At 59.0% G+C, this 12,577-nt stretch carries 12 protein-coding genes; 11 read left to right on the top strand and 1 reads right to left on the bottom strand.

Translation table 11 applies throughout. The features are described from left to right. Positions 1 to 100: 100 nt before the first annotated feature. On the bottom strand, positions 101 to 1,282 hold the full coding sequence (cas6, locus tag NW842_RS13435; protein ID WP_011432245.1) for a CRISPR-associated endoribonuclease Cas6: 1,182 nt from the start codon (positions 1,280 to 1,282) through the stop codon (positions 101 to 103). 415 nt (positions 1,283 to 1,697) lie between these two features. Here cas6 and cas10 point away from each other — a divergent pair, with 415 nt between their 5' ends. The 11 genes from cas10 (at position 1,698) to NW842_RS13380 (ending at position 12,267) form a co-directional block, all read left to right on the top strand. Next, positions 1,698 to 4,013, top strand: a complete 2,316-nt coding sequence (gene cas10 / locus NW842_RS13430) for a type III-B CRISPR-associated protein Cas10/Cmr2 (RefSeq protein ID WP_414356030.1) — start codon at positions 1,698 to 1,700, stop codon at positions 4,011 to 4,013. Continuing rightward, positions 4,013 to 4,735, top strand: coding sequence for an RAMP superfamily CRISPR-associated protein (locus tag NW842_RS13425; protein WP_011432243.1), 723 nt, complete (start codon positions 4,013 to 4,015; stop codon positions 4,733 to 4,735). Before cas10 ends, NW842_RS13425 begins: the two co-directional genes overlap by 1 nt. Next, entirely contained in the window at positions 4,735 to 5,967 is a 1,233-nt protein-coding gene (gene csx10 / locus NW842_RS13420; protein WP_414344022.1) for a CRISPR-associated RAMP protein Csx10, read from the top strand. The genes NW842_RS13425 and csx10 overlap by 1 nt, the downstream gene beginning before the upstream one ends. Beyond that, positions 5,964 to 6,404: a hypothetical protein gene (locus NW842_RS13415; RefSeq protein ID WP_414344023.1), complete on the top strand. Its 441-nt coding sequence runs from the start codon at positions 5,964 to 5,966 to the stop codon at positions 6,402 to 6,404. The genes csx10 and NW842_RS13415 overlap by 4 nt, the downstream gene beginning before the upstream one ends. A 3-nt stretch (positions 6,405 to 6,407) precedes the next feature. Then, positions 6,408 to 7,055 carry a hypothetical protein gene (locus NW842_RS13410; protein ID WP_414329367.1) on the top strand — a complete coding sequence of 216 codons (648 nt, stop codon included), beginning with the start codon at positions 6,408 to 6,410 and terminating at the stop codon, positions 7,053 to 7,055. A gap of 19 nt (positions 7,056 to 7,074) precedes the next feature. Continuing rightward, positions 7,075 to 7,926, top strand: a complete 852-nt coding sequence (gene csx7, locus NW842_RS13405; RefSeq protein ID WP_011432239.1) for a CRISPR-associated RAMP protein Csx7 — start codon at positions 7,075 to 7,077, stop codon at positions 7,924 to 7,926. Between the two features lie 166 nt (positions 7,927 to 8,092). Beyond that, positions 8,093 to 9,067: an RAMP superfamily CRISPR-associated protein gene (locus tag NW842_RS13400; RefSeq protein WP_414418234.1), complete on the top strand. Its 975-nt coding sequence runs from the start codon at positions 8,093 to 8,095 to the stop codon at positions 9,065 to 9,067. After that, entirely contained in the window at positions 9,064 to 9,516 is a 453-nt protein-coding gene (locus tag NW842_RS13395) for a hypothetical protein (RefSeq protein ID WP_011432237.1), read from the top strand. Before NW842_RS13400 ends, NW842_RS13395 begins: the two co-directional genes overlap by 4 nt. Positions 9,517 to 9,611: 95 nt before the next feature. After that, entirely contained in the window at positions 9,612 to 10,598 is a 987-nt protein-coding gene (locus NW842_RS13390) for an RAMP superfamily CRISPR-associated protein (protein WP_414418233.1), read from the top strand. Between the two features lie 10 nt (positions 10,599 to 10,608). Beyond that, positions 10,609 to 11,361 (top strand): hypothetical protein, encoded by a 753-nt coding sequence (locus NW842_RS13385; RefSeq protein WP_414418232.1) that lies wholly within the window; start codon positions 10,609 to 10,611, stop codon positions 11,359 to 11,361. Between the two features lie 9 nt (positions 11,362 to 11,370). Continuing rightward, a complete protein-coding gene (locus tag NW842_RS13380; protein WP_414418231.1) occupies positions 11,371 to 12,267 on the top strand; it encodes a putative CRISPR-associated protein in 897 nt (298 codons plus the stop codon). Positions 12,268 to 12,577: the final 310 nt, after the last annotated feature.

The raw sequence follows: 12,577 nt of genomic DNA, 5'->3' as shown, positions 1-12,577 counted from the left end.
CCTGCTCAGAGATAGGCAGGATGCGATCGCTTCTTTCCTGAACCATGTTCAGGAGAGTTCAGCGTGAATGTATCAGGCTCAACAAAGTACCTCAAGTCATCTAGGGAAGACTGCTCGACGAGTAGTCCTGGGATCCAGACTGGAGAGAGCGGCGGGCCAGCTTGGCATAGGTCTTCACCGTCTCGTAGGGCATCTCCAAATCAGCGGCGATCTGTTGTAAGCTCTCTCCACCTTCGCGGCGGGCCAGGATCGTCGCCCACAGTTGGGCAGTTTTTTCGGCGCGGGATCCCCCTTGTCGTTGCCGCTGGCTGAGAAAGAGGGCGCTCAGCTCCTCGATCCGCTGGGCCACCTGCTCTTCCCGGGAAGGGACAGGGGAGGCGGGTAGCTCTTCGGCCAACCAACCCAGGCGGGTTTGCCCCAGCCCAAAGGGGGTTTTGTGGCCGGTGCCGCAGTAGGGGGCAAGGTGGATCAGGGCTTGGAGCTGCTGCTGCAACAGCTCAGGCGCACGGGAGGAGACAGCCAACTGCACACAGCCGATGAATCCCGTCACGGATCCCTGGCGACCTGCGGTGGTTTTCACCGATTCCAGACGGTGCCGCTGGATGATCACTTCCCCATCCACCCAATCCAGAAAAGGCTCCGCCTCGATGGGCAGACCGGAAAAATCGTTCCAACGGCGCAGATAGCTGTGGAACAGGTTGCGAGGGATCGGCAGCGGCAGATGGTGGCCCCGGTGGCGAAAGCTGGTGGGCGAGACGAAGGAAAGGCTCCAGGAGCGGGGGGAAAGAGGCTGCTCCAACAGTTGACGATAGGTGCGCGGGGGGATCGAGATCTGCCATCCCAGGATCTGCAGCGGGGATCCCCGCAATTCCAGCCAGGTGGGCAGCCGTTGGCACCACCCTCGCAGCCACTCCACCACCGGCGGGTTGAGGCCGGTGATCCACCAGCGGAAGGGGAGATGAGGCGGGATCAGCGGTCGCCCCCCCTGCTCGCGGAACGGCCCCATCAGCCGGGAGAGGGTAAAAGGTTTCTCCGATTCTCCATCGTGCAAATAGGCCGATAGCTGCGGGTCTGTCTCTTGCACCTGGCTCAAGAACCAGGCGTGCAGCCCTTTGGCATAGTGGGGATCCAGCAGGTAAGACCGAGGAGCCTGAACTTCCAAGGTGATCCCCACCAACTCGGATCCCGTCGGCCACTTGCCGTTCGCTTCTCTATCAGCAGATGGCTCTGAGAAACTCAGCATAGGCACAGCCCATTCCCAGTCCACAGCAACAATCAACACAAAACCCAACTTTCCATTGAGAAAATTTTAGAAGGGATCCCTTCTTATTGGGTTTACTCTCGAATTGCCCGTTGTACAGGCAGAAAAAATCTCACAATCTGAAGAAAGCCTTGAAATCGTCTGCAACCCATCGCACTCGATCTATACTGCTAGCAAGCTAGAGGACTGAAAACCATGAGGCGAGAGCGTTTATCGGATATGGCTGAAACAATCGGTAACCTCAATGGCATCTCTCGGCTTGATTCGATTGGTTACCCACCCAACCGGCAAACCCTTTTTTGAAGGGCTTTGGTCTTCCGCGAAGGATTAAAAATCGAGGCCAATTGCCCCCAGCCTTTAGGGATCTGTCCGTCGCAGCCGATGGAAGCCCTGTCCAAGACTTGTCTTCCTTTTTCGCATTTCGCAGGTGCTGCTCATGACCCCTACTTCTGCTCCCTCTCCCGTTCCTGTTGCCTTGGCCTGGTGCCTGGCGTGGGGAGAACAGCGGGATCCCCAGTTTGCCCTGGAGACCTTGCAGCAGATGCGGGCCGCCGTTCGCGCCGACAACGAGGCCGGGATCCCAGAAGAGCTACGGCCCATTTTGGCTCAGGTGCGCCAATTTCAGGAGAGCATGGCGGCGAAGACCTTTCCCAGAACCCCGGCGGAGCTGCAATCCCGCTACCCGGAGCTGTGGCAGCAGACAACCCGCATCGGCTTGGTTTACGGGGGGGCCACCAAGATCAAGAGCTATGTCTTCGAGTCGGCCAAGCTGTCGGAAATCCGCGGGGCCTCCGCTTTGTTGGATCGCATTAACCTGGTGGATCTGCCCGCCTTTTTCGGGGATCCCGAGCAAACCTACCTGGGATGGGAAGGTTTGGGGAAAGAGTCTCAAGCAGAGCTGAGGGCCTATGTGGCCGAGCAGATCCGGCCTTGGCTGCAGCAGCACTACCCGGCTTTGGCGCAAGCCCTGATCCCGGAGCTCATCATCTACTCCACCGGGGGCAATCTCCTGGCCTTTTGCCCGGCGGCCCATGTGGACGATCTCTGTGAGGCCATCGAGCGGCGCTACACCGAAGAAACCCTCACCGCTAACGCCTGCGCCGTGGGATCCGCCTTTCGGCTGCTGGAACTGCGCTACGGCCTGTTGCGGGATCCCATCGAACGCACCCCCTGGCTGGATTGGCTGGCGCAACACAAAACCCATCCCCTGGTGAGAGCCTATTTTGGGGATGGCAGCGAAGCCAGATTTCAAGACCGCAAAAGTTTCAACGAGTTGGTGGGTTACCTGGCCGCCCGCTTCAACCACCGCCGCAACGGCAATCCGGATCCCGGTCGCCCCAGCCGCGCCCATCCCGCCTTTTTTGAAACCCATCCCTACCTGCGCCGCGACAGCACCGACCGTCGCCCTGCCATCGCCAAAGCCGACCTGGTCGATCAGCCCTGGCTCTCGGAAGCCACCGCTCGCAAAGCCCTGGTGGGTCGCCAGGCCAAGCGCATTGAAACAGGCAAGCAAGGGTGGTTCCGCAAGTTCCCCACCTGGGATCCCGGCTTTGTGGAAAGCTGGGTAACGCGATTTGCCCGCTTTCTCAACTCTCCCGCCGGCGAGCCCTACCGGGAGCGCTATTTGCAGCCCCATCAGGGATCTGTCCAGGGGATCGGCGAGGCCCAATCTCTACGGGAAGTGGCCAACGCCAGCCTGGGCAGCCAGGGCTTTGTGGCTTACCTTTACGCCGATGGCAACGACATGGGGGGCTATGTGCAGCAGATCCAAACCCCAGAAGCCTACCGACAATTTAGCCGGGATGTTTCCGAGGCAACGGAAAAAGCCGTTTACCACGCCCTCGCCCAGCACCTGCAGGCCCATCGGCTGCACGGCCTATCCCCAGATCCGGAAACCGGCAGAGACCGCAACGGCGAGTGGATCCACCCCTTCGAGATCCTGACCATCGGCGGAGACGATGTGTTGGTGGTGGTGCCTGCCCACAAAGCCCTGGAAATTGCCGCCACCTTCTGTGAGCAGTTTGAGCAGCTCCTGCTGGACACCTCGGCAACCTATGCAGCTCAATCTTCCGGCAAGGTGCCTCACCGCTACCCGGCGGCAGATCGGAAGCTCTGTCGGCTCTCCGCCTCGGTGGGGGTGCTGATCGCCTCGGAAGACACCCCCATTTACTACGCCGAAAAGCTCACCGAACAACTGTTGAAATCCGCCAAGAGCTACGCGAAAAAGCTGAAGCCCAAAGACAAGGACTGCTCTGTGGCCACCATCGACTTTCTCTCGTTGAAGTCGGTCGCCCTGGTTGCCTCCAGCATCCAGGATTTTCGTCGGGAAGCTCTGGAGATCCGCCAGAACAGCCACACCCTCAAGCTCTACGCCGGCCCCTATACCGTCCCGGAAATCCACGGGTTGCTGAGAACGGTACAAGCCCTGCAGGAGGCCAATTTTCCTCGCTCCCAGCTTTATCAGATTCGCAGCTTCTTGGAAAAAGGCAAACGCACCGCCACCCTCAACTATCTCTATTTCCGCAGCCGCCTGGGCAAAAAGGGGCAGCCGCTGATGGAGGCTTTTGAGCGCACCTGGTGCAAGGCCAAAACCAACGACGGCCACCTTCCCCCCTGGATGTATGTTGAGCCACAGGTATCCTCGTCAACGCCAACCTATGAAACCATCTGGCGGGATCTGGTGGATTTGTACGCCTTTGTGCAAAAACAGCCCCAGGCCGAGGGTCGGCCCGTTCTGGCGGAGGTGGAGTGATGGTGAGACTGGCAGAGCTGCCCCAAGCGGGGCGAACGATCACCTCTATCCCTTTGAGGGCCACCCTCGCCTCTGCCCTGGCGGTGGGAGCCGGCGGCTCCAGCGGCTCCCTGGCGGATAAGCCCCTGCTCAAAGATGCCTTTGGCAGGCTGATCATTCCCGGCTCCCAACTGAAGGGGCGGCTGCGCCACGAGTGCGAGAAACTGGCCCGTGGCCTGGGCTGGGCCATTTGCCGCTCTCCCGACCCAGAGCGCATGTGTCCGCAGCGGGAGGGCAGCGCAGGAAATTTCCACCGCCCCGAATACCAGGTGGAGGGCTACGCCGGATCCCATTGTCTGGTCTGCCAGATATTCGGCAATCCGGCCCTGCCTGCCCGCCTGTGGGTGGAGGATCTCGTCTGCGAGGTGCCGCCAGCAGCTCTGGAACCAACCCTTCGCCCTGGGGTCACCCTCAACCGCCGCCGCCGCACCGCCGAGGATCAGCGGCTCTACCTCATTGAGACCTCTCCCGCGGCTGAGCTGACTTTTTCCGGATCCCTGCAGCTTTTGCCCGATTGCCCTTCCTGGGGCAAAACTCTCCTGTTGGCGGCCCTGCACCACCTGATCGCGCTGGGGGGCAGCAAATCCGCAGGTTTGGGCTGGCTGCACTGGGATCCTGGATCCCTGCAGGCTCTCCAGCCCACCGCAGCCGATTGGGCTTTCTTGGCCCAGGGAGGGAGCTGATGGAAGCCATTCAACTCACCCTAACGGCTCAGTCTCCCTTGGCCATCGGTCGGCAAAAGCCGGGCGGCTCCATCAGCGAGGCCCAGGATTACATTCCCGGCAGCGTGATTCGCGGTGCTCTGGCCGACCTCATGCTCAGCCAAACCCAACATCGCCCTGCCGAGGCGCTGGAAGGAGATTTGGCCGCCCTGTTTACGGCAGCTCGGCCTGCTGTGTTTACCCACGCCTATCCGGGATCCGGCAGCAAGGTCTTGCCGGCCACGGCCTTCAGCTCGAAAAACAATCCCGGCTTCCGCTCAGAGGCGGGCAAAACGGGGGTGTTCGACACGCTCCTGGATCGCTTCTGCTCACAGCGGCTGGGGATCCCGTTCGATCCCACAGAGCCGGACGGTTCCGGGGGAAGAGTGGAGCCCTTCGGGGGGTTCTACAGCCAGCAGGAGTCTGACCTGGGGCCCCGCTACGAACGAGCTGCTGTGTCCAAACGCCTGCTCACGCGGGTGGGGATCAACCGTCGCCGCGCCACTGCTGCCGACCAAATCCTCTACAGCCTAGAGGTGATGAACGAGGGCAAAGCCCGCCCCAATGGGCATCTGGAGCGCTCCCTTTTCAGCGGCTACATCTACCTGCGGGATCCCGAGCTGGCCGAGACCCTCACCCGCTACCTCAACGCCCACGCCCACCTGCTGCGCTTGGGAGGAGGGGTGTCGCGGGGATTGGGCCGGGTCAACGTCACGGCTCGGCGTCTGGCTGCTCCCCGGCCTTCCCTGGCCCAGCGGGTGGAAGCCTTCAACCAAAAGCTGCGGCAGCGCTGGCAACAATGGCAGGTGTTCGGGGATCCCTGGCAGCCCCTTCCGCCGGAGCGGCAGTATTTCTCCATTGGGCTGCAGTCGGGGGCCATTCTCAAAGAGCGCTGGCAACGCACCACCGTGCTCACCCCCCAGATGCTCCAGGAAGAGGCCAACTGCGAAGATGGATCCCTGGCTTTGGAGCTGGCCTTCAGCAGCTACGCCTATGTCTCCGGCTGGAACGCTGCCTGGGGTCTGTTCAAAGATGTAGAATTGGTAACCACGCAGGGCAGCGTCTTTCTGCTGAGCACCACGCAACTGGAGCGTTGGATCCCGATTTTGGCGGAGATGGAATACTGGGGGATTGGCGAACGCACTGCTGAAGGATTCGGCCAAATCGAAGTTTGCAGTCCGTTCCATCATCATTTCTGGGAGAACCCGCTATGACCTTCGCCACCAGCGAGATCACATCGGAACAAGAGCTCAAGATCCAACGGCAAATCCGGCTGGCCGAAGATGATCTGGTCGCCAGAATTCAAGCCGCCTTGGATAACTTCAGAGGTCTCAACAGATTGGAAGAGGCCCAATATCGCAACCTATTGCACGTGGCAGCTTCCACCGAAAGCTCAGAGGTGATCAAGAACTTTTTGCGCTACCAGGTGGGGCGCGATGACAAATGGGGGCGGGGCAAAGACTCTTTGGCAGAAGCCATCATCAAAGACATCGACAACTGGATTCATCAAAGGGCTATAGCCATCGCCAGGGAAGCCGGAATTGAAAGAGCATCCCCCAAAGTCAACGAGATCAAAATTGACTTGATTCGGCGCTACCTGGGCTATGGGGCCCGCTACCTCAAGTACAAGCGAGAGGGAGGAGGATCCTAGACCGTGACCTACAGCAGTTTTACCCTTGAGAGAGCCATTTCGACCTTTCAGCTCAGGTCAAGAATCATCCATGGCCTGTTTGCAGAGGTTCCACCGACTGAGTGCTCCGATTACTTGAAAATAACCCTAGATCGCTATCTCGGCTTGGCCACCTCGGTCAACAGCGAAAAAGCCCGCTCCGAGTTTATCATCGCCCCTGTGCTGGGAGAGGTGAAGTACCTATGTCGGGATCAAATCTCGCTGTTTTCCGGCAAGGAATTCAACGTGGATCCCGAGAGGGGGCTGGTGGGCCTATGCGACTACATCATTTGCCTATCCCCTCTCCAACTCTACATTCAAGATCCGGTGGTGATTATCGTTGAGGCCAAAAAAGAAGACTTGATCGGGGGTCTGGGCCAGTGCGTTGCCGGTATGGTGGGGGCACAGGTCTTTAACAAGAACTCCAATTCTCAAGTAGACAGTGTCTATGGAGCAGTAACCTCAGGAACCAACTGGCGATTTGCAAAACTCGAGGGTGACCAACTCTTTATCGATGACAGGGAGTACTTTATCTCGGAAATTGCTCAGATCCTAGGGATCCTCTTGAGTTTTATTAAGGGCTCCGTCTCGCTTCGGGAATGGCAAACCTCTGCAGTACAAGCCTTAACTTGAGCAGCCATTTGAGGGAACAATGTTCGACGTTTTCAAAAACCGCTTGGAAATCACCGGCACCCTCACCACCGTGACCGCTCTGCACATCGGGGTGGGCCGCTCCACCGAACCCATCGGCTCGGATTTGCCGGTTCTCAAGGATGCGCTGGGCCGTCCGCTCATTCCCGGCTCCAGTTTGAAGGGGGCGATGCGCTCTCGCCTGGAAAGTTTCTTGCGGGGCATCAACCCAGAGCTGGCCAGGGATCCCGGCGAATTGACCAGCAGCGAGCAATTTCAGATCATCAACCAAATTAAAAATGACTACAAAGGGGACGATGCGGCTCTGACTCAAAAGCTCATTGAGGCCACCGACTGGGTCTCGCAGGTGTTTGGATCCCCTTGGTTGGCCGGCAAGGTGCAGATCCGAGATTTGCCCGTGGTGCCGGAAGCCTGGTTTGGGCAGTACCAAGAGCGGGATGGCGTGGCCATCGATCGGGATACGGAAACGGCGGCAGATGGCAAGCTGTACGACTTGCAAGTGGTGCCTGCCAGCACCCCCTTCCGGTTTCATGCCGTCGTCGAAAATGCCGAGGAATGGGAACTGGGCCTCTTGGCCATTGGCTTGCACCAATTGGAAACGGAACAGATCCCCCTGGGAGGGGGGCGCTCCCGTGGCTTGGGGGTTGTCCGCCTGCAGATCTCGGCAATCTATTGGTTCGACTCGGAAGGGGATCCAAGACGGCTGCTGGCCTACCTTCAAGAGCTGGTGGCCGGATCCCGACAGCCGCTCAGCCCGGAGCAGGCTGCTGCTTTGCGCCAAGACTGGGTGGAAGCCCTGGTTGCCAAATTAACAACGGCCTCTCAACGGCAATCGGTCGGCCCCCGCCGCTAGCCCTATTTCATGTCAGGAGGGATCCCGATGGTCTTCATGGACTCTACAACGGTTGGCGATACGGTCAGCGTTTTCCACCCCTATCGGTTGACAAACTGGACAGACTGCTTGCCGCCCCAAGCCCCTCAACCAAAAGCTCCTGTTCTGGTGTGAAGGATCCCAGGCTATGCACAAACGCTACGTTAACCATTGCACCCTCTGCCTCACCCTCAAGCCCGATGGCCCTGTTCTCATCAAGGCGGGCAAAGAAGGGGCTGACCCGACGAAGCCGGATATGGAGTTCGTCGAAACCTATCACGGCGACGGGCGAACGGTCTATTTTCCCGGCAGCTCCCTCAAAGGGGCAATTCGCGCCCATGCGGAGCGCATCGTCCGAACGGTGGGCAGCGACAGACGTCCTGAGAAGGAAGGCTGCAAACTCTGGGCCAGCGATCCCCTCGACCAAAAGGCCAATCAATGGCTGGAAAAAATTGAAGAGCCCCACCAGGTTTACGCCCTTTCTTCCTTTACGGATCAGATGTTCGGCAACACAGCCATCGCCAGCCGGGTCCGCATCGAAGATGCCTATCCCAAGCCGGGAACCCCTCTGCGCCTGGAGGAACGTAATGGGGTGGCCATCGACCGCGTCTTCGGCTCAGTGGCGGTGGGGCCGTTCATCTATCAAGTGTGCGTAGAGGGATCCTTTCAAACCAAGATCCACCTGAAAAACTTTACCCTGGCCCAACTGGGTCTGCTGGGACTGGCGTTGCGGGATCTGGATGAAGGCTGGTTTGGCATCGGCTTTGCCAAGTCCCGCGGCATGGGCACCGTTCGAGTTGAGTACGAGTGGGCGGTGGTGGACTATCCGGGCTGCCTGGTGGATGAGGCAAACAGGCAGATTCGACTGCTGGGATCCCCCCTGACCTGGCCACAGGGATCCCTGTTGGGGGCGGGCGAATTTTTAACCCCCGAAGAGGCAGGCAAATACGGCTTCCCCAAACCCGATTGCCAAGCGGTGCCGGTGGGAGCGGAGCCAATGCCTTTGGGATTTGGGGCGCGGCTGACCTGGGATCAGACGTCTGAGGCCAAGGTGGAACATCTGCTCGCCACCGCCGTAAACAGTTGGGCCAAACTCCTGCAAGCGGAGGCCAAAGCCGTATGAAACCAGCCTACGTCGCCTCCCTCAAGATTCAAGATGGGGCAGAGTCCTCGCTTTCCCAAGTGCTCTCGGCTTGTTTTTCCACTTCTGAAAAAACCTACTCCTTTCTGCGCTGGCCCCATCGAGTCAGCGGCATTCAGGTGGGGATCCCGGCGGATCCCGTCTGTCCAGAGGGGCAAGTTTTCTCCCAACAAGGGGAACTGCGCTGGAAAAGCACCCCCCACGGCTGGGATCTGCTGTATCTGGGGATCCAAGCTCCCCCGGACTCCTTTATCCCTCTGCCGGGAGAGTGGCGGTGGGAGGATCACGCAGCCGACCTGTACGGATCCCAAAATCGAGAAACCCGCTTTCCCAAGCCCCTCAGCCATCCCCAAGATCTCAAGGTGGGCCAGCGCTACTTCCGAGATGAGCGAACTGCCCGCGTTCACTTTATTGCCCTGATTCCGAGGTGACCATGACCCCCCAAGGCCCTCGCCCATTGCCCAACCAGGCCGCATCTGCAAGATCGTCTGCCGGCAACAGCAGTCAAGGTGGAGGCAAACCAACCGTGTTTCCCAAACCCTACGAGCTGATCCCGTTTCCCACCCAGCGCCCCACGCTGGAGCGGCCCGCTGGCCACGCCCAGTTCCATCCCGATAGGTTGCACGGCACCCTCTTCCTCACCCTAACGGTGCAGACTGCCGTCCACATCTCCACCGGCCACTTGGCCTTGGGCAGCGATGTCGGGGTGAAAGGGATCCCGGTGCTCAAAACCATGACCACCACTCCCAACGGAAGGCTTAAAATCCAGGGCAGCTCCCTCAAGGGGGCCATCCGGGCCATGTATGAGGCGATCACCAACAGCACCCTGGCGGTGATGATGAGCGAGTACCGAAATCGGATCCCCCCAGAGCGGCACCCCTGCCGCAACAAAGAGCAGCTTTGTCCGGCCAGCCGCGTTTTCGGTGCCCTGAACTGGCAGGGATTGGTGGAGTTCAGGGATGCCATTGCCACCGGCACCGGATCGGGTGGCGGATCCCTGCCCCCGCTGTACTGTCCTCGCCCGGATCAGTGCAAAGCTTACTTTAAAAAGGAAAACGGCAAAGTCATTGGACGCAAGTTCTACTACACCCACAAAAAAGCTTTGCAGGGCAGTTCAAGGGGAACACCCACCCAGCAAGCGATGCGAAACACGGTTTTCAAAACCCAAATCCATTTCAAAAACCTCACCCCTGCTGAGCTGGGCACCTTGCTCACGGTCTTGGGGCAGGATCCCAAGCATTCCATGCTGCTGAAGGTGGGGGGCGGCAAGCCCGTGGGCCTGGGATCCCTGCAGGTCACCCTCGACAAGATCGAGCGGCCCGGCAACCTAAAAGATCGCTACAGCCGCTACGATCCCCCAGAAGCCGATACCCTGGAAGGAGGACGCCTCCAAGCCTTTGTGCAAGAGCAAATTCGAGCTGCCCAGGGCTACATCTTGCCCGAACAACTCAAGCGATTGGCCGCCATCCTGAGTCCCACTGCTCTGCGCGAGCCGCCCACCGGAGTGTACTGAGGGTTCCCCCATGCTGTCAGACACTGTCGATCTCAGCCCCCAATCTTGGGATCTCGCCCACGGCATCGCCCTGACCTTGGCCAAGGAAAGGGTGGATGTCAGCGAGTTGAGCAAATGCGTCGCCTATCTGCGCTCGGTTGCCCATCACCCTGACGCGGGATCCCGCTTTTTCCGATTCACCGGCGAGCTGGTGCGGGAAAATGGCCTATGCCGTACCCAACAAACCAGAAGGTACCATCAGCTCATTGACGAAACCTGCAAAAGGTACTTGCAACCTCTGCAAGACAGGCCGGCGGAGATGCTGCAGATCCTGGGCTGGGCAGCCCGGCTGGCTTGCTACTACAAGGATGGAGGGATCCCCATTGGCGAGATTCCACCACCTCAGGGATCCCGACCCAACGACAACTCCGGTCGCAAGGACTCCGTTCCCCAAGGGGCGGGAAACAAATCCCAGGACGACAGACAACAACAAAACCATCAACACCAACAAGACCAGGCCCAGCATCAGGCCCGCAAAGCCCGCTTCCAGACCGGGCAAAAGCTGAAGGCCACCATCACCAACATCAAGGGCAACGAAGTCACCTTCCAGATTCTGGACACAGACACCAAGCTCACCCAGAAGGAGCCCAAACGGGCGGGATCCCTCTCGGTGGGGCAAGAGGTGCAGGTGGAAGTTCTGGATCTAAAGGAAGATGGCAGAATCCGCAAGGCCAAGCTGCTCTGGGCGCAAAGCGGAACAGAGCCCTCGAAAAATTTGAGTTAACCGCCTATCATGCAGACCATCATCATGACTGTGGGCACCTCCTTGCTCACCAACCTTGACAAAGACCTGCAGCCGCAGCGCCCCTGGGTGGGACAAAAAAACATCGGGGATCCGGAGCAAGCGCTGGCCTGGATGAAAAGAACCGATCTGGAGCTGATCAGCGCCGAAACCAACACCTACTTGCGGCTGGATCCCACCTCGAATGATGCCTTGATTTTGCTGCACTCAGAAACCCCCGACGGATTGGAGTGTGCCCAGATTTTGAAGCTCTTTTTTGAGCAAGAGCTGGGTCAGCAGCAGGTCTCTTTGGTTCCCCTTCCCGGCATCAACTACGAGCTAGAGGGATCCTCACTGGAGCGGATGGCCGAGCTGTTGAAACAGTTGGCAGAGAGCGCCAGGGGGATCGTCACCTTTGCCGCTACCGGCGGGTTTAAAGCCCAAGCCATGATCATGGCCGTGGTGGGCAGCCAATTGGGGGTCCCGGTTTGCTACATCCATGAGCAATACAAATCCCTGGTCTACTTGCCCTACCTACAGCCGCAAGTTCAGCCCCGGATCCCACGGGCAGATCTCCCCGATTCAGGCCGAGATCGCTCCCAGATCATCCAAATCCGAAGCGATGCCAGCCATCACCGACCCCGCAGTTGGGCCAAAGTGGAAAGACTCCTGCGAGACATTCCCTGGGTGGATCTGGTTCGATACGATCCACACGCCTACGCTGCCCCCAAAAACAGCGTCAAAGCCTCAAACCGCAAAACCGAAGATGGCCGCCACATTCTGTGGATCCACCTCCACGAGAGCCAGGACACCCACCTCGCTGTCAGAGTAGAAACCACCGGCTACACCCCCGAGCACCTAGAGCTGGCTGCCACCGAATTGCGGCAACGCTTGGGCCGTCTGCTTTGAGTGTTTCCATGAATCCCGCTTCCCCAAAGGGAAGTGACTTATCAGGTATAGGGTTTTTGCTACGCAAACCTACATAAAATAAGGTATCGCATTCGGAACAACGGTTGATCCGGGTGGCGTGGAAGTTGCTTGCGGCTCAGGATCGGTTCCATTAACAGGAAATTACCGAGTACAGCGTATTCGCTTCGACCATCATCCGTTTCAACTACCCCTGCCAAAAGTGCCAGATCAGATCTAGGTTGTGTTGATCTTTCATTTGAGCCAAAAGAGAGCACTGACGAGATAGAGAAAACTCAAGAAGTTCCTGGCC

The sequence above is a fragment of the Synechococcus sp. R55.4 genome, assembly GCF_047461935.1.
Classification (GTDB): Bacteria; Cyanobacteriota; Cyanobacteriia; order Thermostichales; family Thermostichaceae; genus Thermostichus.
This window is presented reverse-complemented; position numbering and strand designations above follow the sequence as displayed.

Coding starts and splice junctions, on each gene's coding strand:
- NW842_RS13395 (WP_011432237.1), top strand. CDS start 9,064: ATGAAACCAGCCTACGTCGCCTCCCTCAAGATTCAAGATGGGGCAGAG.
- NW842_RS13380 (WP_414418231.1), top strand. CDS start 11,371: ATGCAGACCATCATCATGACTGTGGGCACCTCCTTGCTCACCAACCTT.
- NW842_RS13400 (WP_414418234.1), top strand. CDS start 8,093: ATGCACAAACGCTACGTTAACCATTGCACCCTCTGCCTCACCCTCAAG.
- csx10 (WP_414344022.1), top strand. CDS start 4,735: ATGGAAGCCATTCAACTCACCCTAACGGCTCAGTCTCCCTTGGCCATC.
- NW842_RS13415 (WP_414344023.1), top strand. CDS start 5,964: ATGACCTTCGCCACCAGCGAGATCACATCGGAACAAGAGCTCAAGATC.
- cas10 (WP_414356030.1), top strand. CDS start 1,698: ATGACCCCTACTTCTGCTCCCTCTCCCGTTCCTGTTGCCTTGGCCTGG.
- NW842_RS13385 (WP_414418232.1), top strand. CDS start 10,609: ATGCTGTCAGACACTGTCGATCTCAGCCCCCAATCTTGGGATCTCGCC.
- csx7 (WP_011432239.1), top strand. CDS start 7,075: ATGTTCGACGTTTTCAAAAACCGCTTGGAAATCACCGGCACCCTCACC.
- NW842_RS13425 (WP_011432243.1), top strand. CDS start 4,013: ATGGTGAGACTGGCAGAGCTGCCCCAAGCGGGGCGAACGATCACCTCT.